Source organism: Streptomyces sp. S186 (assembly GCF_051603415.1).
In the GTDB taxonomy this organism is placed as follows: Bacteria; Actinomycetota; Actinomycetes; order Streptomycetales; family Streptomycetaceae; genus Streptomyces.
On sequence record NZ_CP193932.1, the window covers coordinates 399,372 to 424,501 of the forward strand.

At 72.8% G+C, this 25,130-nt stretch carries 17 protein-coding genes; 8 read left to right on the forward strand and 9 right to left on the reverse strand.

Going from position 1 to position 25,130, the window contains the following annotated elements; translation table 11 throughout:
* Positions 1-21: 21 nt before the first annotated feature.
* Both ACRAS8_RS01770 and ACRAS8_RS01775 read right to left on the reverse strand, forming a co-directional pair.
* A complete protein-coding gene (locus ACRAS8_RS01770; RefSeq protein WP_438483957.1) occupies positions 22-4,866 on the reverse strand; it encodes a CHAT domain-containing protein in 4,845 nt (1,614 codons plus the stop codon).
* Positions 4,863-8,420 carry a right-handed parallel beta-helix repeat-containing protein gene (locus ACRAS8_RS01775; protein WP_438483958.1) on the reverse strand — a complete coding sequence of 1,186 codons (3,558 nt, stop codon included), beginning with the start codon at positions 8,418-8,420 and terminating at the stop codon, positions 4,863-4,865. Before ACRAS8_RS01775 ends, ACRAS8_RS01770 begins: the two co-directional genes overlap by 4 nt.
* A gap of 68 nt (positions 8,421-8,488) precedes the next feature.
* Between ACRAS8_RS01775 and ACRAS8_RS01780 the strand changes: the two genes are divergently transcribed.
* Complete coding sequence (locus ACRAS8_RS01780) at positions 8,489-9,232, forward strand: TioE family transcriptional regulator (RefSeq protein WP_438483959.1); 744 nt, start codon at positions 8,489-8,491, stop codon at positions 9,230-9,232.
* Here ACRAS8_RS01780 and ACRAS8_RS01785 read toward each other — a convergent pair.
* Both ACRAS8_RS01785 and ACRAS8_RS01790 read right to left on the reverse strand, forming a co-directional pair.
* Positions 9,216-10,844 carry a peptide-N4-asparagine amidase gene (locus ACRAS8_RS01785; RefSeq protein WP_438483960.1) on the reverse strand — a complete coding sequence of 543 codons (1,629 nt, stop codon included), beginning with the start codon at positions 10,842-10,844 and terminating at the stop codon, positions 9,216-9,218. The genes ACRAS8_RS01780 and ACRAS8_RS01785 overlap by 17 nt on opposite strands.
* 169 nt (positions 10,845-11,013) lie before the next feature.
* On the reverse strand, positions 11,014-11,568 hold the full coding sequence (locus ACRAS8_RS01790) for an ArsR/SmtB family transcription factor (protein ID WP_438483961.1): 555 nt from the start codon (positions 11,566-11,568) through the stop codon (positions 11,014-11,016).
* A gap of 71 nt (positions 11,569-11,639) precedes the next feature.
* On the opposite strand from ACRAS8_RS01790, the gene def reads away from it, so the two are divergent.
* From def to ACRAS8_RS01805, 3 genes are all read left to right on the forward strand, one after another.
* The gene (gene def, locus ACRAS8_RS01795; RefSeq protein WP_438490314.1) at positions 11,640-12,341 is read left to right on the forward strand and encodes a peptide deformylase; all 702 of its coding nucleotides are present in this window, start codon (positions 11,640-11,642) and stop codon (positions 12,339-12,341) included.
* Between the two features lie 129 nt (positions 12,342-12,470).
* Complete coding sequence (locus ACRAS8_RS01800) at positions 12,471-13,337, forward strand: NAD(P)H-binding protein (protein WP_438483962.1); 867 nt, start codon at positions 12,471-12,473, stop codon at positions 13,335-13,337.
* Between the two features lie 176 nt (positions 13,338-13,513).
* Complete coding sequence (locus ACRAS8_RS01805) at positions 13,514-14,167, forward strand: DUF4360 domain-containing protein (protein ID WP_438483963.1); 654 nt, start codon at positions 13,514-13,516, stop codon at positions 14,165-14,167.
* Between the two features lie 81 nt (positions 14,168-14,248).
* Here the strand turns inward: ACRAS8_RS01805 and ACRAS8_RS01810 are convergent, their stop codons facing one another.
* Positions 14,249-15,250 (reverse strand): aminoglycoside phosphotransferase family protein, encoded by a 1,002-nt coding sequence (locus ACRAS8_RS01810; protein WP_438490315.1) that lies wholly within the window; start codon positions 15,248-15,250, stop codon positions 14,249-14,251.
* Between the two features lie 163 nt (positions 15,251-15,413).
* A complete protein-coding gene (locus ACRAS8_RS01815) occupies positions 15,414-16,640 on the reverse strand; it encodes a M20 metallopeptidase family protein (protein ID WP_438483964.1) in 1,227 nt (408 codons plus the stop codon).
* A 123-nt stretch (positions 16,641-16,763) separates the two neighbouring features.
* Here ACRAS8_RS01815 and ACRAS8_RS01820 point away from each other — a divergent pair, with 123 nt between their 5' ends.
* The 3 genes from ACRAS8_RS01820 (at position 16,764) to ACRAS8_RS01830 (ending at position 20,334) form a co-directional block, all read left to right on the forward strand.
* The gene (locus ACRAS8_RS01820) at positions 16,764-17,828 is read left to right on the forward strand and encodes an Lrp/AsnC family transcriptional regulator (protein WP_438483965.1); all 1,065 of its coding nucleotides are present in this window, start codon (positions 16,764-16,766) and stop codon (positions 17,826-17,828) included.
* A 156-nt stretch (positions 17,829-17,984) separates the two neighbouring features.
* On the forward strand, positions 17,985-18,251 hold the full coding sequence (locus ACRAS8_RS01825; protein ID WP_438483966.1) for a DUF6207 family protein: 267 nt from the start codon (positions 17,985-17,987) through the stop codon (positions 18,249-18,251).
* Positions 18,252-18,645: 394 nt separating this feature from the next.
* A complete protein-coding gene (locus tag ACRAS8_RS01830; RefSeq protein ID WP_438483967.1) occupies positions 18,646-20,334 on the forward strand; it encodes a purple acid phosphatase family protein in 1,689 nt (562 codons plus the stop codon).
* Positions 20,335-20,362: 28 nt separating this feature from the next.
* On the opposite strand, the gene ACRAS8_RS01835 is transcribed toward ACRAS8_RS01830, so the two are convergent.
* Both ACRAS8_RS01835 and lspA read right to left on the reverse strand, forming a co-directional pair.
* The gene (locus tag ACRAS8_RS01835; RefSeq protein ID WP_438483968.1) at positions 20,363-21,220 is read right to left on the reverse strand and encodes a dienelactone hydrolase family protein; all 858 of its coding nucleotides are present in this window, start codon (positions 21,218-21,220) and stop codon (positions 20,363-20,365) included.
* A gap of 121 nt (positions 21,221-21,341) precedes the next feature.
* A complete protein-coding gene (gene lspA / locus ACRAS8_RS01840) occupies positions 21,342-21,905 on the reverse strand; it encodes a signal peptidase II (RefSeq protein ID WP_438483969.1) in 564 nt (187 codons plus the stop codon).
* Positions 21,906-22,120: 215 nt separating this feature from the next.
* Between lspA and ACRAS8_RS01845 the strand changes: the two genes are divergently transcribed.
* The gene (locus tag ACRAS8_RS01845) at positions 22,121-24,292 is read left to right on the forward strand and encodes a TerD family protein (protein WP_438483970.1); all 2,172 of its coding nucleotides are present in this window, start codon (positions 22,121-22,123) and stop codon (positions 24,290-24,292) included.
* Positions 24,293-24,553: 261 nt separating this feature from the next.
* Here the strand turns inward: ACRAS8_RS01845 and ACRAS8_RS01850 are convergent, their stop codons facing one another.
* A complete protein-coding gene (locus ACRAS8_RS01850) occupies positions 24,554-24,925 on the reverse strand; it encodes a peptidase inhibitor family I36 protein (RefSeq protein WP_438490316.1) in 372 nt (123 codons plus the stop codon).
* Between the last annotated feature and the right edge of the window lie 205 nt (positions 24,926-25,130).

Sequence of the window (25,130 nt, forward strand, 5' to 3'; positions counted from 1 at the left end):
TGTTCAGGCGCCGGTTGTTGTTCAGGCACCCGTGTGGATGTGGGCCGCCCACAGGTGGGGTGCCCGGGCGTAGCGGTCGCGGAGCGCGCGCAGGGGGTGGTGCAGGGCCAGGGCCGGGTCCAGGGGGCGGTGGTGGGCGAGGTCGTCGGCGAGGGCGGTGTAGAACTCCCCCGTGAGGCGGGTCGCCAGCTTGTCGGAGACGGTCCACAGGGTGCCGATCACGTGTGGGTAGCCGGCGAGTTGGAAGGAGGACGCCAGTTGCACCGCCTCGTCGGGCAGGGTGATGCCGCCCTGGGAGGTGGAGCAGGCGGACAGCACGGCCAGCTCCGGGCCGACGGGGCGCTGGGCGGCGGTCTGGAAGGCGGTGAGCCGGCCGTCGTGGAGGATCAGTCCGCTGTCCGAGGGGTTGAGCAGGTCGCTGACGCCGTGGCAGCTGAAGTGCACCCAGGGGTGTTCGGCCAGGGCCCGGCCCACGGCCGCGACGGTGGCGGCGTCGCCGGTCAGGAACCGTCCGCCGGGGAAGAGTCGGGCCAGCAGCGCCGCCTCGTCGGAGGCGCCGGGCAAGGGCGGGCCGCCGGGGGTTTCGGGGAGTGCGACGACCAGCGGGGCCGGGTGCGGCCCGGGGGCGCGGTCCAGGCGGGCGCGTGCCTGGAGCAGGGCCCGCACGGTGGGCGTGTAGGAGGAGACGGCGCGGTCGAGGACCCAGGTGCCTGAGCCCGGGTCGCCGCGCCCGGCGGCGTGCAGCGGCAGGAAGGACAGCCAGCCGGTGGGGCACCACCACACCCGGGGCCAGGGTTCGTCGTCGTACGGGACGGTCCGCAGGCCGAGGCGGTCGAGGACGGGTGCGGCGACGGTGTCCCACAGCCAGCGCAGGATGTCGCCGAGGGTGCGCATGGCGGCGAGGGCGCGCGGTACGCCGTGCTCGCCGTATGCCTCGTCGACGCTCTCGACGAACGCGGCCGCCCGCGCCAGCACGGCGGCCGGGGTGAGGCCGGGCAGCGGGAGCACCTCGATGCCCGCGTCGGTCAGCAGCAGGGCGTCGGAGCGGTAGACGCTGACGTTGAGGACGACGACGGGTCCGTCGGCGGCGGCGGTGAGCAGGTGCGGCAGCGCGGGCGGGCGGAGGAAGTCCGCGAAGCCCGGCAACTCCCGTATCTCAGCGAGGAGTTCGTCCCAGCGGCGGGCCAGGGCATGCCGGGCCTGGGCGTCGAGTCCGGCGCGCTGGCCAGTGGGGGAAAGGGCGGTGCCGGCGGAGTCGAGCATCGCCGGAGGGCGGGCGGGCGCGGCGCTCAGCCGCTCGCGGAGTTCTTCGAACTCGGCCGCCAGGGCGGGGGCGACGGCGCGCAGCCGTGAGGCGTCGGCACGGTTCTCCAGGCCCTGGGCGAGCAGCACACCGCGTCCCTGTTCCAGCAGCGTCAGGGCCCGGCCTGGGTCGCCGGCGCGCAGGGCGAACGCCGCGGCGTCGCCGGCCAGGCCGTTGCTCGCGCGCAGGCGCTCCTCCTGGTCGGTGCGGGCGAGGCTGCGCGGGGCGAGGTGCGGCAGCAGTTCGACGGCGTAGGCGTAGCCCTCCAGGGCGCCGGCGTCCCATCCGGCGTATGCGGCGGCCTCGCCCCAGGCGCGGGCGGCCAGCAGGCGGGTGGGGAGGGGGGAGGCCGGGTTCTGGGCGGAACGGCGTGCCAGGCGGGCCGCCGCCACCAGGTCGACGCGTTCGCCGAGGAGGGCACGGCGTACCTGGGCGGCGGCCAGGATCCACTCGGCGCGGGCCTGGTCGGGGTGGCCGTCGGTGGTGCCGGCGAGGGCTTCCCGGGCGGCGGTGACCGCGCGGTGGAGAGCGTGGGCCACCGCGGGGCCGGTGGCGTCATCGGCGAGTTGGGCGGCGGTCAGGTGGGCGCCGGCCAGGTTGGTCAGGGCGAAGGGGCGCCAGGGGTGGTTCTCACCGAGGCCGGCCACCGCGTCTTCGAGGGCGCGCCGGGCCTCGGCTGCCAGCGGGCCGCTGGTCTCCTCCTCGGCGAAGGAGCGGCTCTGGAGCAGCAGTCCGAGGTTGAGCGCGGCGAACTGGGGGCCGATCCGTTCGCCGTGCTCGTGTGCCAGCGCGGTGCGCAGCAGAGCGGCGGCCTCGTCGGCGGCGGCCGGGTCGCCGGTGATGTCGTACCAGCCGCGCAGGGCCTCGGCGAGGTTGTTCAGGAGCCTGGCCCGGTCGAAGGCGTCCGGCGGGCCCTCGTCGACGGCGCGGCGCAGCACGGCCACGCCCTCGGCGTGCCAGGTGCGGTCGCCGGTGATGTCGGCGCGTTGGATCAGGGCGACGCCGAGGTTGGTCAGGACGTTGCCGTGGTGGTCGTGACCGGCGGGCACGGTGGCGGCGGCTTCGCGGAGCAGGTCGACGGCGGTGTCCATGAGCGTCTCGTCGCCGGTGTCGCCGGCGCGGCCCCCGGCGGCGTAGCCGAAGCTGGAGAGGATCTCGAAGCGTTCGTCGGACGAGGCCGGGGTGGCGTCGAGGGCGGCGGCGTAGTGCTCCAGTGCCTCCTCGCGAATGTGCTCGTCGCGGCTGTGGTTGTACTGCTCCATCAGGCCGTTGGCGAGGCCGAGGAGGGCGAGCGGTCCGGGCGCTGCGGCGCATGCTTCGCGGTGCCGCCGCACGGCTTCCTGGAGCGGTTCGGGGTCGCCGGTGAAGCGGGTGAGGGAGCGGAGGGCGTGGCCGAGGCGGGTGAGCGCGTCGGCCCTGCTGGGCGTGTCCGGACCGGCGTCGGTCACCGCGTCGCGCAGCACGTCGACGGCCTCCGCCAGCAGGGTCCGGTCCGAGCGGACTTCCGCGAGGTGCTGCAGGGCGTCGCCGAGGTTGCCGAGGCGGTGGACGCGGAAGTGGTCGTCCGGCGGGGTGAGGGCGACGGCGGTGCGGTGGGCCCGGACCGCCTCGTTCAGCAGGTCGAGGTCGCCGGTGCGCCGGCCGTACGTCGCCAGGGCGGCGCCGAGGTTGGAGTGGCGGACCGCCTTTGCGGAGCTGTCGGTGCGCGGCGCGCAGCTCAGGGCCTCGCGCAGCAGGCGCAGCCCTTCCTCGTAGAGGCGGGTGGTGCCGGTGACGACGGCTCGTTGGAGGTGGAAGCTGCCGAAGTCGGACAGGTACTCGGAGCGGCGCAGGTCGCGCGGTGGGAGCAGGGCGATGCCGCGGCGCATCTCCTCGGCCGCCTCCTGCCAGGCGGCCGCATCGTCCGGGGCGGCGCGGCCGGCGAGGGCGGCGCCGAGGGCGAACCGCACGGTGGCCTCGAAGGTCGCGGTGGGGGGCGGCAGCGTCAGGCAGGCGCGGAAGCAGTCGATCGCCTCGTCCGCGTCGGCGGAGGCGGCGCCGCCGGCTGCCGCGGGGGCCGCGGCCTTGATGACGCCGCCCCCGCCGCCGGCGGCCGTCAGACAGCGGCCGAGTTTGAGCAGTACCTCGGCTCGCTCCGCGGAGCGCTCCGGGACGTCCCCGGCGAGGCCGCGCAGCAGTGCGATCGGCTCGGCGAGGGCGTCGGCGTCGCCGGCCGCGAGCGCGCGCAGCCGCAGCAGATCGGCGAACTCCACGCCGCGGGAGGTGCGTTGGCGGCGGTTCTCGGCGGGCGTGGCCTCGAACGCCTGCCGGGCGAGGGCGACGGCTTCGTCCAGGTCGGCGAGCCGGCCGGTGGTCACGTTGCGGGAGCGCAGCACACCGGCGAGGACCAGGCACGCCTGGGCGTGCGCAGGGTGGCCGGGCGGTGCGCTCTCGACGGCGTCGCGGGCGGCGGCATGAGCGTCGGCCAGGGCGTCGGTGCGGTCGGTGCGCACCGCGCGGCCTTGGAGGAACAGGCCGAGGTTGGTGAGGTAGACGGTGCGCTCGACGGGGTTGGGTGCGGTGTCGGCGGCGCGGCGGCAGAGCGCGATGCCCTCGTCGTAGAGCGCGGGGTCGTCGCCGTCCTCCATGGCGCGCATGACCAGCGCCATGCCCAGGTCGGACTGGACGGCGGCGGGCTGCGGTGCCGGGTTCGGCCCGGAGACGGCCTGGCGCAGCAGGCCGATCGCCTCGGGCAGCAGGGCGGGGTCGTCGAGGGCGGCGGCGGCGATGGCCAGTGCGGAGCCGAGCGAGGCGCTGAACAGCGGGCGGTTCGGGTCGTCCGGGGAGCAGAGCCGCACGGCCGTCCGCAGCACCGTCACGCTTTCCCGGGCGGCGTCCGGGTCCTTCTCCACGGCGGCCCTGATGCGCAGGGCGAAGCCCAAGTTGCCGTGTCTGCGGGCCTGTTCGCTCTGGTCGGCGGGGGTCGCGGCGACGGCGGCGCGGTTGGTCTCGATGCCTTCGGCCAGCGCCGCCGGCCCCGCGCCGTCGCGGAAGGCGTTGACGAGGACCAGTCCGAGGTCGGACAGGCAGGTGCCCTGTTCGACGCCGCCGGCGGGGAAGCCGTCGACGGCGTGCCGCAGCAGGTGCTCGGCGGCGCTCAGTGCGGCGGGGTGCCGCCCCTGTTGGTACACCATCGACGCGCCGACGCCGGCCTCGTAGGCCAGGACGGGCTCGGTGGCGGCTCCGGCGGGCCGGCCGGCGAGGGTGTCGAGCACCGGGCGCAGGACGGGTGGTGTATGGCCGGGGTCGCCCAGTGCGGCGAAGGACAGCACGGCGGAGCCCAGCGCCGCCCGGTCCTGGCAGTCGTCGGCGAGGTAGCGGCACCAGTCGGCGAAGGCGAGGGTGTGCAGCGCCAGGATGCGGACGCGGCCGTCGGGCAGTACGGCCTCGGCGCGGACCGCGTCGACGGCCTCGGCGGCCTCCGGGCCGAGGAACCACCGCAGGGTGCCGGGGTCGGTGTCCACCCGCTCGACCTGCGCCAGGACGCGGCGAGCCGCCTCTTCCGCGGTCGTGGCGTCCGTCATGGCGTCGTCCTTCCCCCGGGGCCGGCCGCTCCGGCGTCGGGCACGTCCTGCGGCAGCAGCAGGCGGAGTTCGTCCCGGGTGGGTGCCGTGCGGTCGGCGAGGCGGGCGGCCTGCCGCTCGACCATGCCTTCCAGGAGCGTGCGGGCGTCCCGGGCGTTGGCGGCGTCGCCCCGCAGGCGCCGGCGTTCGAAGCGCTCGGTGAGCAGCGGGCCGACGTCGGAGGCCAGCAGGTAGGCGTGCCGGGCGGCCTGCAGCTGGACGATCTCGGTGAGTTCGGCGGGCTCGTAGGCGCCGAACTCCAGCACCCGCGAGAAGCGGGAGCGCAGACCGGGGTTGGATTCCAGGAAGGTGCGCATCTCGTCGGTGTAGCCGGCGGCGATCACCACGACGTCGTCGCGGTGGTCCTCCATCAGCTTGGTGAGGACGTCGATGGCCTCCTGGCCGAGGTCGGTCCCGGCGCCGAACCGGCGGGCCAGGCTGTATGCCTCGTCGATGAAGAGCACACCGCCGCGGGCCCGGTCGAAGACCCGCTGGGTCTTCTGAGCGGTGTGTCCGAGGTACTCGCCGACGAGGTCACCGCGGGCGACCTCGATCAGATGCCCCTTCTTCAGGGCGCCCAGGGCGGCGAGGATCTGCCCGTAGAGCCGGGCGACGCTGGTCTTGCCGGTGCCGGGCGGGCCGGAGAAGACCAGGTGGTGGGCCATGGGCGGGGCGGGCAGTGCGGCCTCCGCGCGCCAGCGTGCCAGTCGGATCAGGTTGGTCTGCACGGTGACCTGCTGTTTGACGGCGCCGAGGCCGATCATGCTCTGGAGTTCGGCGAGCGGCCCGGCCTCGGGCTGCCGGGCGTCCTCGGCGGTGGCGCCGGTGCGGACGTCGACCAGCACCACGCGGTCGTTGCCGGCGACGGCCTCGCCCTTGTACCCGGTGATCTCGCAGTCCTCGAAGCGCCCGACCACCTGCGGGTCCAGGCGGATGCCGTCGCTCTCGCCGTCCCGCACCCGGGCGTGGGTGACGGTCAGCCGGCTGTTGTCGCGGGCGAGGATGCCGCAGCCGGCCGAGCGGACGACGGTGAGCAGGTCGGCGACGACGGTGGCGCCGCCGACGGCGAGGACGCCGGCCTCACCGGGCTCGGTGACCGTGCACTCGCGGGCCACGAGGTGGCTGTCGTCGCGGCAGTTGAAGCCGAAGAGGCGGGTCCGCTCGACGGTGGCCCGCTCGACGGTGACCCGGGCGCTGTCCTGGAGGGCGATGCCGGAGCTGGACAGGTCGGTCACCGTGGCGTCGGCGACTTCGACGGTGACGCCGTTGCCCCGGGCGAACAGTCCGCTGTCGCAGTGCTCCAGGCGCGCCCCGCGCAGCTGCACGGACGCCCCGTCCCGCACCACCATGGCGTTGGAGGTCTGGCCGCTGACCGTCAGGTCGGTGAAGGTGCCGCGGGAGTCGTTCACCACGACGCCGTTGCGGCCCTGGGTGATCCGGCAGGCGTGCAGGTGGGGTGCCCCGCCGGTCAGGATGCTGACACCGGCGTCCTCCGCGGCCTCGACCTGGCAGTCCTCCAGCCGGCCGAGCCCTTGTTCCTGGATGTTGACGCCGGTGTTGCGGCAGTGCTCGAAGCGGCAGCCGCGGACGACGGGGTCGGCGCCGCGCGCGATGTAGAGGCCGTCCCGGGCGCCGTGGACGGAGCTGTCGCGTACGGTGCCGCGGGCCTGGTCGTGGTACGAGATGCCGGTCCGGTGGGCCTCGTGCACCCGGCAGCGGACGATGTGGACCTCGGCGTGGTCGCCGGCGGCGAGGGAGGCGCTGCCGATCCGGCGCAGTTCGCAGTCCTCGATACGGGCCGTGGCGCCGGAGACCCGGATGCCGTGGCCGCGGCTCTCGGAGACCGTGCAGCCGGTGATGTCGGCCTCGGCGCCGTCCGTGACCACGATCGCGTCGCCCTTGGCGGCGACGAACCGGCTGGCGCGCAGCGTGCCGCGCGCGCCGGCCAGCTCGGTGCGCCCCACCCGCACCTCGCAGTCGTCCACCCGCACCTCGGTGTCCCGCACCGCCCGGACAGCGAACTCCCCCAGGCCCTCGACTGCGCACCGCCGCAGGGTGACGTGGCCGTGGCCGGTGGTCCGCACTGCGGCCGAGGAGCGGTTGACCAGCCGCAGGCCGACGAGCGTGACGTGGCCGGTGCACTCGGCGGTCACCTCGCCCGGGCCCTCGATCACCACCGTGTCCGGGCCCTGCGCCGCGCACAGCTCGACCGTCCCGGACAGCGTGAGCGTCTCGTCGTAGCGGCCGGGCTCGATCAGCACCCGTAACGGCCGCCCCTGCGGTGCCGCTTCCAACGCCGAGGCGACGGTACGGTACTCCGCCCCGTCCTCCGCGGAGACGCGCAGCGTCACGGCCTCCCCCGCCGTCGGCACCGCCGCCTCGGGAGGCGGCTCGGCGTATCCGAGGCGGTCCAGCGCATCGGTCAACTGCTCGGGAAAGACGGCGAGTCCGTGGCGGTATCCGCGCTGCGCCGAACGGACCGGCACCAGCTCGGCGGTGCGCTCCGCCGCCCGGTACGGGACGGGCCGGCGCGGCAACGGCACGGGCGGCTCGACACCGGCCGCGAGCCGTAAGAGCACCACGTCCCCCTTCCCGCCGCTCGCACCCGCCCCCTTGCCGACCTCCGCGGTCCGCACCGCGCCCCGCGGCAGCACCCGCTCGGCACCGGCCACGCCCAGCCGCAGCCCACGCCGTTCCACCAGGAGCCGGCAGTCCCACGACAGCAGCCCGGCCAGTCGCGACCCGCCCGCCACGGCGAGCACGACCCACCCGCCCAAGGTGCCCACGACCGGCAGAAAGCCCAGCCCATGAGCGGCCGTCTGTGCCACGAGGACGGCGGCCCCCGCCATGGCGAGCGCCGGCCGCAGGCGCAGCAGGACGAACCCGGGCCACGTCAGCAGATCGCCCGGTACCGTCACCCCGCCCTCGGGGTCGAGGGGCAGCCGGGCCGCGCCGTGCCACCGCTCCCGCGCATACGGCGCGATCAGCTCGTCGAGACGCTCACGTGTGACGCCCAGCCGCCGCACGTCGAGCACGACACCCCGCCAGGGCGCCGACCACCGGAGCGAGCCCCACCCCGTCATGCCCCGCGGACACCCCTCAGGCGTCCGCACGAGCAGCAGCCCCTGGAAGCCGGTCGCCACCTCCCCGGGCGGTGTGCGCGGGACAGGCACCAGGCACAGCCCCTCGATCCCCTGCCAGGGAAGGGACAACCGCCGTGCGCCACCCCGGAGTTCGAGCCCCTCCCCCGACACCGTCAAGGCCACCGGCTCGCACAGTCGCCACCCCAACCGCAGGACGACCACCGCCCAGACCACCACGGCACCCAGGCCGTACACCCGCCACGCCAACTCCTCGGTACCAAAGACCAGTTGACTGCAGGCCACCCCCGCCCCCACCGAGAGCAGCAGCATCACCCCCTCAAGGACACGCTCGGCGCTCGCCCTCCCCACCCGCACCCGCCCGGCCTCCGTGCCGACCGCTCCCCCGCTCCCCGCATCCGCCGTCCGTGCCATCACGCCCCCGTCGAATCGAACCTGCCGGCGACTTCCGCTGCCGGGTCGTACGGTAGAGTCCCCAACCGGTGATCACCTTGCGCCCTGCTGATCTCGCCCGCGAACACGGCATCTCCACCCAGGCGGTCCGCAACTACGAGCGGGACGGGTTCCTCCCACCCGCCGAGCGTACGCCCAGCGGCTATCGGATCTACACCGAGGCACACGCGGCCGCGCTCCGCGCCTTCCTTTCGCTCGTCCCGGCTCACGGGCACGCGGCCGCCGGCCAGATCATGCAGGCACTGCACCGGGACGCCCTCGACGACGCCCTGGTGCTCATCGATCGCGGCCACCACCAGCTGCTCCGCGACCGCGACACCCTCGACGCGGTGCGGACGGCCGTCGACCACCTGACGGCCGTCCGCACCACCGAGCCCGCAACACCTTCCGAGCCCTCCTCAGGCACCGGGACCCGCACGATCGGCGATGTCGCGCGCAGGCTCCGCCTCACCCCGGCGACCCTGCGCAAGTGGGAAGGCGCCGGCATCCTGGCCCCGGAACGCGAACCGGTCACCGGATACCGGGTCTTCCGCCCGAGCGACGTCCGCGACGCCGAGCTCGCCCACCTCCTCCGGCGCGGAGGCTACCCGCTGGCCCACATCGCCACCGTGGTCCGCCAGGTCCGCTCGGCGGGCGGCACCGACACCCTCTCCGACGCACTGGACGACTGGCAGCACAAGCTCACCGCGCGGGGCGTGGCCATGCTCGACGCCGCCAGTCGTCTCAGCGCGTACCTGGCCGTGCGCGAGAACCGCATCACACGGCCGGTCTAGGAATCGTCCGGTCCTCGGTCAACTCCCCCTGGGCCGTGGCCAACGTCCGGTCGTAGCGGACGCCCGGCCCGGCGAGGCGGTAGCGCTCGCGGGAGGTACCGGTGGCGTGCCGCTCCTCGCGGGGCACGTTCTGGTTGTAGGCGGCGTCGCCGGTGTAGGTGTCGTCCAGCCGCGCCCAGTCGACGCGCCGGCCGCCCCGCAGGGTGGCGCTGTCCGCGCGGTCGCCCATGGTCATCGTCGTACGCAGGCGGTTGCCCGCGCCCACGGTCGTCGCACCGTCCATGGTGTAGGCCCGGTGGGCACGGGTGAGGGTCGCCGGCCCCCGGCCGTGCACGGCCACCGTCTCGTCGTCGTACCACCGTGCCTGAAGGGCGTCCGTCGACTCGTCCGCGTTCCAACGGTGCGCGAAGTCCGCGGCGAGCGTGCGGCTGACGGTCGTGGTGACCCGGCCGTGCGAGGTGTCGAGGTAGCCGGCGGTCGTCAGCGCGTGCCTGCCCTCGGCCGTCAGACGCCGCTCGTCGCCCGGCTCGTACGTGGTCCGGTCGGCCGGGTCGCTCGCCCGGCTCGTGAGCAGCCCGCCAGTCACCCGGGCCGCCTTGGCGTCCTGCCAGACCAGGATGTTGGTGGGGGTGCTCCAGCCGTCCTGCCCCGCCGGCAGCCCGGCGACCGACACCGCGACCCGGTGCGGGCGCCCGTCGTTCAGCAGTCCGGCGAAGGGCGTGAGGTCGTACTCCACCGGACGGACGTCGAAGGCCCGCGGACCGGGGATGACGTACCAGAGGTAGGGGTTGGACCAGCCACCCGTCCACACGGTGGGGTAGGGAGCCGCGATACCGGCGAGCTTGCCGTCCACCGTCACCTGCACCTCACGGTACGGACCGGACTTGGCCTTGCAGGAGTACGGCGCAGCGTCCGGCACCGTCAGATACCAGAACTCCTCGCAGCCGCCGCCGGAGCCGGTGGCGTACACCTCGGCGACGATGCGTTCGCTGTTGCGCGGAGTCGTCAGCCGCCCCGCGTACACCCCGCCCTCGGTGCGGGCGCCCTCCAGGGTGAGGACCTTGTCGGGGGTGGCGGCCTCCTTCACCGGGCCGCGCGCCGTGTAGAAGGTCAGCGTCGCCCTGACCTTGATGACGCCGGTGTAGGTGCTGTCCACGGTGTTGCCGATCAGCATCTCGACGGGCTGCCGTGAGCGCAGTGTGGACGCGTACCGTGTGACGTCCTTCTCCACCTTCCAGGTGATGCCCTGGGGCGAAGGCTCGGGCGTCGAGGTACGCAGCACCTCCACACCCCCGATGTGCAGATAGCCGAGCCGGTCGAACTGCCGCCCGGCCACGGCCCCTTCGAGCCGCAGGACGACCTTGTTCCAGCGGTGGCCGCACTTGGCGGGTGGCAGGTAGGTGCCCTTGTACGGCGTGTAGTTCCGGAACTCGGTGTCGGCGACCGTGACTTGGCAGGAGGGGGTGTCCGGCACGGACACCGGCGGTCCCGCGGTGACCGGGTCGTGCCAGTGGGTGCCGAACTCACCGGGCGGCTCCGCGGCCGCCGCCGGGCTCACACCCAGCACCAGACCGGTGACGGCGGCGCACAGCGCAACAAGCAGTCGTCTCATGGGACAGGAGTGAAGCGCCTCGCACCGCCGTGCGCCAGTGCCCCGTTGGCCGATCCGCCACGCACCACGAGCCGATTCGCCAAGCACCACGAAGAGCCGCTCGAATGCGCCTGCACGACGAGATCAGCGTCTTGCTCAACGGCCCTGCCCAGATGAGTAAGTCCTGTCGTCACCGCGGGAGCAGCGGGAACAGGCGGCTGATCAGCGCCACCGGCCGGGCGCCGTCGGGACGGGCCAACGGCCGCTGCTCGCGGTCGCGGTAGGGCTCCAGTGCCTTGCGGATCGCGGCGGCGACCCGGCTCATTTCGTCCGGTGTCAGATAGGCGACGGCACTGAAGGCTTCGTCGCGGCGCCAGCCGGCGGGTGCCTGGTCCCGCTGTTCCAGCCAGCGCTGCCAACTCTCGTCCTCCAGACCGCGAGCGAGGTCGCCGAAGTCCTCCGTCGGCGGACCGGCGACCGGGGCCGACGGCCGCAGGCGCCAGGGACGCGCCCGGCCACCGCCATGGCGCGGGGCTTCTTCGATATGGCCGTGGCGGGCGAGCTGCCGCAGATGGAACGAGCAGAGCCCGGAACTGTAGCCGAGCCGGGCGGCGGCTTCGGTCGCCGTCAGGGTGCCGACGTCGGCGAGCAGTTCCAGCAGGGCCGTACGGACCTCGTGCTCGCGCAGTTCCTCACCGGTGCGGGAGGACTGGCCGGTTGGGGTGTTGAGCTCTTCTTCGGTCACTTTGCAAAGTCTGCTAATTTGCAAAGTGACCTGCAAGTCCCATGCCCCGGGGGGAAACACCAATGTCGCGTCTGTCACGTCGCAACGAGCCGCCACATAACAACGAACTGCCACGCGGCCGTGTCCGGCCGCAGCCCGGTCCCGTAGACCGCCGAGTCCGCGTCCAGGGCGAGCCGGTCGACTCCTTTCCCGCTCTGCCACCGGAGGCCCGACGCGGGTCGGTGCGCCGCATCACCGAGGTGGGAGAGGAGGTTTTGAGCCGTCCGTGCCGCGCGGTGACCGAGTTCGGTACGCCCGAACTGTCCGCGCTCGTCAACGACTTGTTCCGCACCATGCACATCGCCGACGGCGCCGGTCTCGCCGCGAACCAGGTCGGCATCGACCTCCGGCTGTTCGTCTACGACTGCCCGGACGACGACGGAATCAGGCATGTCGGCCACATCGCCAATCCCGTGCTCACGCTCCCCGATCCGGGGCACCGCCGGTTGATCGACGACTTCGAGGGATGTCTGTCGGTCCCCGGTGCGGCCATGGAGGTCCCGCGCACCGATCGGGCCGTCGTGCACGGCTTCGACAAGGACGGCAAGCCCCTGGTGATTGAGGGGACGGGCTACTTCGCCCGGTGTCTGCAGCACGAGACCGACCACCTCAACGGTCAGCTCTATCTCGACCGGCTCGCCAAGCGCGACCGCAAGGAGGCACTCCGGCAGATGGACGACCGCCGCGAGGACGTCTTCGCGCGACGGGAAAGCAAGGAAAGGGAGCTTGCTTGACGGTATTCGTCACTCGCGCCGCCGTGGCTGTTCCGCCGCGGGGCTCGGCGCGGAGAGTGGGGGACGCGTCCGGCACCCCGGAAGGTCCGGTGGCACGGGACGCGGGAACCGAGGTCTTCGATGGGTGCCGTGCGCAGGATTCTCGTCACGGGGGCGACGGGCAACGTAGGGCGGTGGGTGACGGCGGAGCTGGTGGCGGCGGAGGCGTACGAGGTCCGCGCCATGACCCGTCGTCCGGAAACGGCCGATCTGCCGCGGGGAGTTGAGGTGGTGCGCGGCGACCTGTCCGACGCGGCCGGTCTGGAGGCAGCGTCGGAAGGAGTGGACGCAGTCTTCCTGATGTGGCCGTTCCACGGTTCCGAACCGGCCGCCGCGGTCGTGGACGCCCTCGGCCGGCACGCCGGCCGGGTGGTCCTCCTCTCGTCCGGCTCCGTGCGGGACGGCGCCGATCCCGATGCCCAGTCCACTCCCGTCGGCCGGTGGCACCGGGCCGTCGAGCAGCGGATCGAGCAGTCCGGACTGGAGTGGACCCATGTACGGCCCAGCACCTTCGCCGCCAACACCCTGTGGTGGGCCGACCAGATCCGGGCCGGTGACACCGTGCGCGGAGCCTACGGTGCGCTGCCGATGGTCCTGCTGCACGAGGCGGACATCGCGGCCGTCGCCGCACGGGCGCTGACCGAGGAAGGCCACGCCAAGGCCGCCTATACGCTGACCGGGCCGGAGGTGCTGACCCAGGCCGAGCAGGTGCGCACCATCGGTGAGGTGTTGGGCCGTCCTCTCCACTGGGAGGAGTTGTCCCGGGATGCCGCGCGCCGACATCTGCTCGCCGACGACAGCTTCCCGGACGCGTTCGTGGACCCGCTGCTCGACGGCTACGCGCAGATGCTGACGGCGCCGCGCCCCGTGGTCACCGACACCGTCGAGGCCGTAACGGGCACACCGGCGCGCACCTACCGGGACTGGGTGGCCGACCACGCCGCTGACTTCCGCTGACGGCCGGCGACGCGGCTCGGCGACGCGGCCCAGGCGTCCGAATCAAGGCGTAGATTCGCCCCAATCCTCGGGTGCACAGCTGTTCAAGCCGAGATCCCCGTGCTGGCATGCGCTCGTCACCCACCCCCCTGGTGTGCCCGCTCCCGCGGGTCCAGGACGACCGGAAGGACGAGCCCATGCTCAGCGCGCTCAGTGCTGGTGCCGCAGTGGCATCCTTGCTCCTCGGATCGGCATCCCCCGCCACGCCGGCCCGGTTCGGCGACGACCCGCCGTCCGGACGCATCACCATAGATGTCGCCACGGTCAACGGTTCGGGCTGCAGACCCGGCAGCGCCGCCGTGGCCGTCGCCCCCGACAACACCGCCTTCACCGTCACCTACAGCGAATACCTCGCCCAGACAGGCGGCGCCAGCAAGCCCACCGACGCCCGCAAGAACTGCCAGATCGCGCTCAACGTGCACGTGCCACAGGGCTTCACCTACGCCATCGCGCGGGCCGACTACCGCGGTTACGCCTCCCTGGCGTCGGGCGCCAAGGGCCTGGAGCAGGCGAACTACTACTTCCAGGGCCAGCCGCAGACGGCCCGTATCAGCCACCCCTTCGCCGGGCCCTACGAGAACAACTGGCAGAGCTCGGACGAGACCGACATCGACCAGCTGGTCTACGCGCCCTGCGGAGAGGAGCGCTACTTCAACATCAACACCGAACTGAGGGTGGACGGCTCCGCGGCGGACCCCAAGACCACCAGCTACATGGCCATGGACTCCACCGACGGCAGCATCAACACCCTGTACCACTTCGCGTGGAAGCAGTGCCCCGCGCGTAGGTAGCGGTCAGCGAGAACCAGCCGACCGGCCCGGGCCCGTACGCGGCGGCGTACGGGCTCTGCGCACATCGTCGCCCCCAGCCGGTCACACAGCGGGCTCGGTGAAGAGTTCCCGCAGCCAGGCGGCGCTCTCGGCCGCTCCCGTGTCCATGGCGTCGGGCACGCCGGAGGGCGGGGGAAACAGACGGCCCCAGGAATGGGCGCGGCCGAGCGCGCCGAGCCGCCAGGCCAGGCGCATCGCACGCCGCAGCTCCACCGTCGTCCGGCCGTCGCCCGTCCAGGGTTCGAGGTACGCGTCGCGCAGCCGCGGGAGGGCGTCCGCGCCATAGCGCTCGCGGACCGCCGCGGCCGGGACCCGGAAGCTGCAGAAGGGGTGGGAGACGGTGGCGTCGCCCCAGTCGAAGAAGGTGAAGCGGCCCGCCCGCGGGGCGAACAGCTGGCCGTCGTGCAGGTCGGCATGGTCGAGGGAGTCCGCGATCCCGAGGCCGACCAGCTCCGTGCACCAGTCCGCCAGGCACGGCCGCAGCGCACCCAGCCTCCTGCGGTCGTCCGGGGACAGTGCAGCGTTCTCCGCCACGATCTGGTCGAAGATGTCCGGCAGTTGGGCCGTACGGGCACTGGGGACGCCCAGGCGTTCCAGATGCGTGGTGTGCGGGACGAGTGCGCGTTGCAGGTCGGCGTACTGGGCGAGCGGCTGCTCCCAGGCATGCGGGTCGGCGGGGCCGCGGTCGAGGGCGACCCGGAACAGCTCCCCGCCATCGGGCAGCAGCGACCAGCCCCGCCCGGCGTCGACGGCGAGGGGCCCCAGCACCTGTCCAGGCACCCAGCGGGCCAGTGCCGCGGTCAGCGCCGCCTCGAAGGCGCTGGCCGGCGGGTTGGCCTTGAACCAGACATCGCCCCGACCCGCAACCGGCAACCGCATCAGAACCGACCACGGCCGCAGCCGAACCCGCACAGCCCTCTCAGCCGCAATCCGCAAGCCATGCACGGCGAGCTCCTGCCGCACCCATCCCAGGGCGGCATCCCGCCACTCCACGCTCTCCCACGGCGTAACCGCCGTCGGGTAGCGACCACGATCCACCACCATCGCCCCGGCCGCCGCTGCCCCGTCAGCTGACTCGTCGGCTGCCCTGCCTGCTGCCTTCCCGGCTGCCCTGTCATCCTGCACACCACCATGGCAGCACGCCCGCCCCGCCCGTCACCACCGCATTTCGCCCTCGCGGAGGGGCCGGGCCGCTGCCGGCCCCTCATCACCGTGCCGGCTGATCCCCCGCCACGGCCCCCGCCGTGTCCGCCAGGCGCCGCTCCGCCAGTTCGGCCAACAGTGCCGCCTGACGGTACAGCACCCGGTCGTCGAAGACGGCGCGCGGCGAGTGGATCATCGGGGCGTGCTGCCAGTCACTCCCCTCCGGGGCCGCGCCCACCAGCAGCATCGCACCGGGGACCCGGTTGAGGACGTAGGCGAAGTCCTCGGAGCCGTTGGTGGGTATCGGGGACTCCCACACCTCTCTCGGGTCGAAGAGGTCGCGGGCGGTGGCCACCGCGAAGGCCGTCTCGTCCGCGTTGTTGACGGTCACCGGGTAGTGCCTGCCGTAGTCGGCCGCCGCGTCCAGACCGTGCGCGGCCGCGATGGAACGCACCAGGCGCGGCAGCCCCTCGGCGAGCCGTTCCCGGGCGGCCTCGGAGTAACTGCGCACGGTGGCCTGGAACTCGGCGGTTTCGGGGATGACGCTGGCCTTGGTGCCCGCGTGGAAGGTGCCGACGGTGACGACGACCGGGTCGAAGATGTCGAAGGTGCGGGTCACCCAGTTCTGCACGGCGGTGACCATCTCACAGGCCACCGGGACGGGGTCCTTGGCCGCGGCCGGCGTCGAGCCGTGGCCGCCCTCGCCGTGCACCGTCACGGTCAGCAGGTCGGAGGCGGAGGTGATGGTGCCGGCGCGAGTGATGACCACGCCGCCGGGCACCTGGTTGGAGGACACATGCAGGGCGTACGCCGCGTCGAGCGGTTTGCCGGCCGCGTCCAGCACGCCCTCCTCGATCATCGCGCCGGCCCCGTTGTGGCCCTCCTCGCCGGGCTGGAACATGAACACCACGTCGCCGTGCAGGTGTTCCCGGCGTTCGGCCAGCAGCCTGGCCGCGCCGACGAGTCCGGCGGTGTGCAGATCGTGTCCACAGGCATGCATCCGGCCGGGGATCCGGGAGGCGTAGGCCACACCGGTCTCCTCGGTGACGGGCAGGGCGTCCATGTCGCCGCGCAACAGCACCGCGCCGCCGGGCCTGCCGCCGCGCAGTACGGCGGTCACCGAGGTGAGCCCGGTGCCGAGGGTGATCTCCAACGGCAGCCCGTCGAGCGCCGTGAGCACCTTCTCCTGAGTGCGCGGCAGTGCCAGGCCCAGCTCCGGCTCCCGGTGCAACGACCGGCGCAGCCGCTCCAGTTCGGGTTGCAGTTCCTTGGCGCGTTCCACTGCCGACATCTCGGTCCCGTTCCTGTCGCTCTGGGGTGACTGTGACTGGTACGGTCCGTCCGTACCGAGTCCAGGGTGAAGGTTGAGCCGACCGGCGGCGCGATTCCGCCGGAAAAACGCAAGGAGGCGCCGATGACGCAGGATTCCGGACGCGCCCCCGGGTCTCTGGACCATGTGGACCAGGCCCTGGTGCATGCCTTGCAGATCGCGCCGCGGGCCAGCTGGACCCGGATCGGCGCCGTCCTCGGACTGGACGCCGTGACGGTCGCCAGGCGCTGGAACCGGCTGACCGGGACCGGCGCCGCGTGGATCAGCTGCCACCCGGCCCCGGTACTGGCCACGTCGGGCCAGGGGTGCCTGGCGTTCGTGGAGCTCGACTGCGCTCCCGGCCGGCTGCCGGCCGTGGCGCGCGCCCTGGCCGACGCGCCGCATGTCGTGGCGCTCTCGCACGTCACCGGGGACCGCGACCTCCAACTCAACGTCATGGCCCGCGATCCGGCGATGCTCTCCCGCTGGGTGACCCATGACCTCGCCGCGCTGGACGGCGTGGTGGCCGCCCGTACGCATCTGGCCGGTCCGGTGCACACCGAGGGCAGCCGGTGGCGCCTGCGGGCTCTCGGCCGGCAGCAGGTCGCCCGGCTCGCCGCCGACGCGCCCCGCCGCGGGCCGGCCGCCCCGGCCTTCGTCCTCGACGACCTCGACCAACGGCTGGTCACCGCGCTGTCCGTGGACGGCCGGGCCACCTACCGCGCGCTGGCCGAACAGTGCGACGCGAGCCCCGACACCGTGCGCCGGCACGTCCAGCGCCTGTTCGCCGCGGACATGCTGCACGCCCGGTGCGAGGTCGCCCGTCCCCTGTCCGAGTGGCCGGTGACCGTGACGTTCTGGGGCCAGGTCCCGGCGGCCCGACTGCGCGAGGTGGCCCGCCGGGTCACCGGGATGCGCGAGGTCCGCCTGTGCGCGAGCGTCATCAGCCGGCACAACCTGCATCTCGTCGCCTGGGTGCGCTCCCTCGACGACGCCCAGCGGTTCGAGGTCCGCCTCGCCGAGCGCGCACCGGATCTGACGGTCGCCGAACGCGCGGTCGCCCTCTGGCACATGAAGCACGGCGGCCATCTCCTCGACGAGAAGGGCTACCGGGTGGGCGCGACACCACTCGCCCTCTGGCAGGAACCGGCTGCGGCACGCCGCACCTGACGCACGGGCCCAGGACAACTCCCTTGCGAGCCGTGCCGGCTGACCAAGGTCGAACCACATCCGCCTACGGTCAACTCTCCACCCCCACGGACCACGTTCGGATGAACCCTGCCCGCTTCTCCTTACGCCACAGGGCGAAATAGGTCATACAGAACTGTGCATATCCACGAGGAACATGTCAGCGAGCCCGGCATGGTCGTCATCGACGTCACCGCGGCCGACGAAGCCACCGCCACCCTTGCCGCGGCCGAGTTGGGGCGCCTGTGGCGTTCCAGCGGCCCCTCCGCGCCCTGGCACACCCCCGGCCGTCCCGGCGTCTCCGTCCGCGCCTATCTGGACCTGCGGCATCGGCCCTCGCCGGCGCCCGAAGAGGTGCACCCGCTGCCCGGGCGGCGGCGGAAAAACCGAACTCACGGCAAGTAGGCCACTCCCACCACGACGGTCAGGACGAGCAGGGCCACCACCACCGCGACGGCGGCGGCGATCACCCCGCGGTTCACGCACGGCACCGCCGGCACCTCCCGTGGCACGCACCACGAACAACAGCGATCCGCTCTGACGCGCCGCTGCTCCAGCCAGTAGGCCCCGCGCAGCCGTGGCGTGCCGGCGCTTTCCGGCTCGGAGACGGAAGACTCCATGCCCGGCCAACGAGGACGCGCCCCGGAGGACACCGCCGCCGTCGACCATCGCAACCGGATCGTCACCCCGCGGACGACCGCGGCCCGACGGCGCCCCGTCAGCGGAAGGCGGCCCGGCCGTCCCCACATTTTCTGGAAATATGCCGTCCCGGTCTCGGGCCCCAGGCACCATGGTGGCCATGACAACAGAAGACCACGGCACTCCCGACCGCCGGCAACCGCGCCCCGGCCGACGGCGGGCCGGGCCGGACCTCCACCGACAGGCTGTCCCGATCGCGCGCAGATCGCTCCTGACCGGTTCGACGGCGGTCGCGGCCGCCACCGCACTCGGTGCCGCGGGGAGCGCCGGGGCCGCCGCCAACCCACTGCTTCAGCGCACGCCCAGCCGTCTCGGGGTGCCCGGAGTGACCGGGCTGCACCTCCAGTTCGGCGCCGACCCCGCCACCGAGATGACCGTGTCCTGGATCAGTCCCCGGTCCGTCCGCCGTGCGCAGGTGCGCCTGGGATCGCCGGACGGCGGCACCGGGCAGGTCGTCGAGGCCGAGACCCGCACGTATCGGGACGGGCTGTCCGGCGAGGAGGTGTATGTGCACCATGCCCGGCTCAGCGGGCTGCGGCCCGACACCACCTATCTCTACGCGGCCGGGCATGACGGTGCGGCGGCGGAGAGCGGTTCGTTCACCACGGCGCCGCGCGGGCGTACCGCGTTCACCTTCACCAGCTTCGGCGACCAGGGCGCGCCCAATCTCCGACGGGTCGTCAAGTGGCCTACGGACAGCGTGCCTTCGCCCTCGGGACGGTTTCCGCTCCACACCAGCAGCCAGGCGGGCACGCCGGCCTCCGCCGACATTGTGGCCGCGGTGGAGCGGGTCGGGCCGCTGTTCAACCTGGTCAACGGCGACCTGTGCTATGCCTCCGCGGCCGGCGTCTTCGGGCAGAACCGCGTCGCGACCTGGGCCGACTGGTTCATCAGCAACAGCCGTTCGACGCGGTTGCGGCCATGGATGCCCTGCCTGGGAAACGGCGAGAACGAGAAGGGCAACGGGCCGTTGGGGGTGAGCGGCTACCAGGCGTACTACACACTGCCCGGCTCGACGGCCGACGCCGATCCCGGGACGCGGGGGCTGTGGTACGCGTTCACCGTCGGCGCGGTCCGCTTCATCAGCCTGGCCAACGACGACGTGGCGATCCAGGACACCGGCGACACCTATGTGCACGGCTTCTCCCACGGGGCGCAACGCCGTTGGCTGGAGCGGGAGTTGAAGGCGGCTCGGGCGCATGCCGACATCGACTGGATCGTGGTCTTCATGCACCACCCGATGATCTCCAGCAGCCGCAGTGGCAGCGGCAGCGACCTCGGCATCCGGACGGCGTGGGGCCCGCTGTTCGACGCGTACGGGGTGGACTTGGTGCTGTGCGGGCACGAGCACTACTACGAGCGGTCGCTGCCGGTCCGCGGCGCCCTGCCGAACGAGGCGCGTACCCCGATCCCGGTCTCGACCAGGACCGATGTCGCAGACACCAGCAAGGGCACCGTCCACATGATCATCGGTGGCGGGGGCAACTTCGCGACCACTCAGGACGATCTGTTCGACGAGCCCAAGGGGCGCGTCGTCGTCGATCTGAGCAAGGAGACCGAGGGCCGCCACCGCAAGGCCGTCTTCGTCACCGAGGACGCCCCGTGGCGCGCCGTCCAGGACCGGGTCCACACGCACGGCTTCGCCGCGTTCGACGTCGATCCGGGCGACCCCCGTACCGGCCGCACCCGCATCCACGTCACCTACTACACCTTCGACGGCCCCTACGGCGAGCTGACTCCCGTGGACGCCTTCACCCTGGAAAGGCCGCGCAAGGCCGGTCGACGTTGAGTCCGGTGACTGAGCGGAGCGGCGGCCGTCAACCTCCGGCCGGTGCCCCGTCGTTCGCGGCACCGGGCTGTTCGAGCAGGCGTTGGCGGAAGAGGTCGAGTACGTCGTCCAGCGCCTCGCGGGTCGGCTGGCCGGGCTCGTCGACGAGGTGCTCGGTGAGCACGGCGTGCGGCGCCAGCGCGGACCGCGGGTTCGCGGCGGACGCCGGGAGTTCGACGGCGGTGAACGCATCGCCCAGTTCGCGGCGCAGGAACGCGAAGCGGTCGGGGGGCACCAGCCGGTCGCCGTGGAACCGCAGTCCCATCACCTGAAGGCCCTCGCGTTCGCAGCGGCCGCGTACGGTGGCGAGGTCCTCGGCGGAGATGTCGATGCGGGCGCGACGGCTCCGGGTTACGGCCAGCGGCAGCGACGGCTGGGACAGCACGGGGGCGAGCAGCCGGTCGTCGACGGCCATGGCCAGGGCGAACCCGCCGGTCAGGCACATGCCGACGGCCCCGACGCCGGGCCCTCCGCCGCGCTCGTGCTCGTGGGCGGCCAGGGCCCGCAGCCAGGTCACCACGGGAGAGGACTTTCCGGTGGCCAGAACGGTGAACTCCCGGCTGACGCAGACCTTTCGCATCGTCGAGGCCGTGTAGCGGGTGGACTTGAGCCAACCGACCTCGTTCGGGTCCACTTCACGGCCGGGGGTGCCGAAGAGGACCGGGAGCACGGCGGTGCAGCCGATGGCGGCGACGCGTTCCGCGAACCGCAGCACCTTCGGCGTGATGCCTGGGATCTCCGCGATCACGATCACCGCGGGCCCGGTGCCGCGCCGGAGTATGCGGTGGGTGACGCCGCCGTGGCTGAAGGTGTCGCGGTCGAATCCGGTCAGGTCATGGTCTGCCATGGAATACCACCGTTGTGATCGAGGGGCGGTCGGAGACTGGTCGAGGGGCGGTCGGGATAGTCGGTCGGATGGTGCTTGGGGTGGCGCCTGGTGTGGCGCCTGCCGGGTCGGACTGGACGCTTCAGACGGTCGCCTCGCTCGTCGTCCGCCCGGTGTCGCCCAGTTCCCAGCCTCGGAAGGAGCAGAACACCGTCAGGACACCGCCGCAGACGATCGCCCAGTCGGCGAGGTTCATCACGCTGAAGCCGCGGACGGCGATGAAGTCGACGACCGCGCCTTGGAGGCCGCCGGGGGCGCGGAAGAGACGGTCCGTGAGGTTGCCGAGGGCACCACCCAGCAGAAGGCCCAGTGCTATCGCCCACGGGACGCTGTAGAGCTTGCGCGCCAGGCGGACGATCGCCACGACGACGGCCACCGCGATGAGCGTGAACAGGATGGTCATCGCCCCGCCCATGCCGAAGGCCGCACCGGAGTTGCGCGTCACCCGGAGTTCCAGCCAGGTGCCGAGCACCGGGACCGGCGGGCGGTACTCCAGCTTCTCCACCACCGCCAGTTTGCTGCCCAGATCGATCAGATAGGCGCAGCCCGCCACGGCCAGCAGCAGGGCGACGCGCCGCCGTCCACCGCGCTCCACCGCTCCCCCACCCGTGGTGTCCGCCTCGGTGCCCTGCCCTGGATTCGCCACGTTCCGCCCCCTCGACATCCGTTCTCGACATCCGTTGTGCGGCCCACCTTAATCCCGGCGAACTCCCGCGGCGCGCTTGGCTGTCGCGTACTGCGGCGTCCTGCGGCGTCGGAGCGACTGGGATTTCGGTGCGCGCCCAGGCCAGGCCGGGCGAAGCCGCCGGGCGATGCGAAACCCGGGTGCACCGGCGAACGCGTGTCTGGAATCATGTGGGAATGGGAAACGGCCTCGCTTCACTGGTCATCCGCCACACCCACCGCCTTCCCGCCCCCGCGGGGCCGGCCGGGGACGGTGACGTCGCGGCGCGGCAGTTCGACGCCGCGCTGATGTCGGTGGGCTTCAAACTCTCCGGGGAGCTGCTGGCGCACCTGTCGGGGCTGTCCACGGACACGGTCGTCGACACCGCCGTACACACCCTGCGCACCGTCCGCACGATGGTCGGCGACCATGTCCAGCACAACGTCTACTTCCGCGACTTCCCGTCCCGTGTGCCGGCCACCTTCGATTTCTGGATGCACTGCATCGGCCAGGCACTGGCCGACGGCACCGCCCGCGACCGCACTCTCGAACAGCTCCGCAGCGGTGTTCTGGACCTGCTCACCCTGCCGACGTACGGCGCCTACCAACACACCTACACCGAGATGCTCGCCGCCCACGACGAGCTGATCGCGGCGGCCGGCGACCGTCTGACGGTGCTGCACCTGGGCGGCAGCCTGGCGGACGAGACCACCGCCGCCTACCTCGCCCTGGCCGGCAGCAGCACCCCTCTCGGCGACGACGTCCGCGACGATCTGCGGCTGCTCGCCGAGCACTGTGCCACCGGCCCCCAGCCCGAGACCATCCCGGTCCGCGAGAACCGCGCGCTGGTCAACGAGGCCCGCCTGGCCGTCGGCGCCGAGCTCCTCCTGGACACCGTCACGGACGTGCTCCGCCTGGCCTGTGCGCTGTCGGACGGTGATGTGACGCTCCAGGAGCCGACCCGTTTCCGTGCCCTGTCCCGGCCGGTCCGGCGCGCCCTTCTCGCGGGGCTCGACCGCGTGATCGCCGCCTCCCCGGCCAAGCTCGCGGACGTAGCGGCCCACCGCGAGCCGTGGAAGCGCCTGGGCGAGCGCCTCCATCCGCACGAGTACCCACGCTGGCCGCACGCCGCCTCGGTGTTCACCGTGGCCCGGGGCGAAACGCCGGCTCCCTCCCTGGACGGCCGCGTCGAAGCGTGTCTGGCCAGGCAGGACCTCACCGGCGCACTGGAGCTCCTGACCGCCGCGCCGGGCAAGCTGTTCCGCGCCCTGGACCGGCTGCTGCGCGGTGCGCCCACCCAGGAGGAGCGAGACGCCGTCGCGGCCGCCGCCGAACGGGTCGCGCCCCAGGTCTCCGGTCGCGTCCTGCTCTCGGTCCGCGAACACCTCCACAATCGCGCCGAGGAGACCGGTGAACGCCGGGTCTTCGTCAACCGCCGGGGCCGTGCCTGGGTCGCCTCCGACACCCGCCTGCCCGTACCGCCGGCGGAACGCAAGCGGTTGACGGCCATCGTGGACGCCGAGATCCGCCGCCGCCTGCCGGCCCCGGGCCATCTGCTCATCGACCCCGCCATGCTGGATGTCGCGCTTCCGCTCAGCGGCAAGGCGACCACCTCCGGCCTCGGTGTGCTCCCGCGCGGCTCGGTCTCCCCCGTCGAGGGCGAGTTGCTGCGCTTCTTCGTCTACTGGAAGGAGACCTCCCGCACCACCGACTACGACCTGTCGGCACTGATGCTCAACGCCGACTACTCCACCCACTCCTGGCTGTCCTACACCGCCCTGACGGCCGTCGGCGGCAAGCACTCCGGCGACATCACCCAAGCACCCGACGGCGCCTCGGAGTTCATCGACCTGCGCCTGGACGCGGTGCCCGGCACCTTCATCGTCCCGCAGGTCAACATCTACTCCGGCGAGGGCTTCGACGAGGTCGAGGAGTCGTTCTTCGGCTTCATGCTGCGCGACGCCGAACAGCGGGGCCGCCCCTTCGAACCACGCACCGTGCGCATGAAGTCCGAACTCCGCGGCCCCGGCCGGGTCGCCCTGCCGCTGGCCTTCCAGCGCGGCGCCGACGGCCGCTGGCGCGCCAAGTGGCTGCACCTCTGCCTGAGGGGCACACCGACGTCAAACCAGGTCGAGGGGAACCGCGTCTCCGTCGCCACCCTGCTACGCGGCATCGTCGAACGCGACTACCTCACCGTCCGATACCTCGCCGACCTGATGGCCGACTCCGCCACCTGCGTCACCCTGTGGGAGGCCCAGGCACTTCCCGACGGACCGGTCACCTATCTCGGCCTGGAACGCCCCGACGGTCTGCACCCGGACTCCCGGATCATCACCCCGGGAAATCTCCGCGACCTGATCCCCGCCTGACTGTTATCGTTGGCCATGGCGAGGCCATGAGGGGACTTCCTTCTCCTTCACTGTCTGAATCTAGTCCCCTCGCTTTCCTCGCCCTCGACTTCGACTTCGTACGAACCGCGTACGAGCCGCGCACGGGCCGGCCAGGCAGGGGGAATCCCCGCTGCGCAGGCCGGCCCGGCCTCTCATCTCACTTGGCTTCGCGCCCATCGGCAGGCCGTCAAGCCGTCAGCCCAGGCAGTACATCACCGGCAGTACGTCACCGGCAGCACGTCACTGCGGGCGGAAGGAACGGATCTGGTAGCTGCCCTGGAGGTTGCCGCCGGCTCCGGCGGGGGTGGAGCCGACCCGGCCGTGGTAGTTGGTCTGGGTGTAGTACTGCACCCGGTGACCGGTTCCGTTCCACAGGGAGCGGACTTTCATGCCCCGCCGGATGAAGGAACAGTCGTCAGCGGTGTTCGCCTTGCTTCGCTGCGACCACTGGCAGCGGGTTCCCCCGCCGTTCCAGTTGCTGTAGATGCAGAAGTAGCCGGGAGTACAACGGTAGGACGCCCGATGGGCGGGCGCCGCGGAGGCGGCGGTTGCGGTGGGCGCGAGGCCGAACACGACCGCCAGGGCGGCCGAAGCGACGGCGAACGAACGCATACGACGCAAGGCAATGCTCCTCGATGTAGGCGGAAAAACCACTGCCGCCGGCGAAGCCAACGGCCAGTCGTGGAACCGCCGCCAGTATCAGCCGACGCCCAGGCCGCGATGGGGCGGAATTCCGGACTCGTCGCCCGTCGTTGGGGCACGGCGGCGTGCGCGCGGGGCGCACCCCGGCGCCTGCGCCCCGATGCGCTCCCGCATG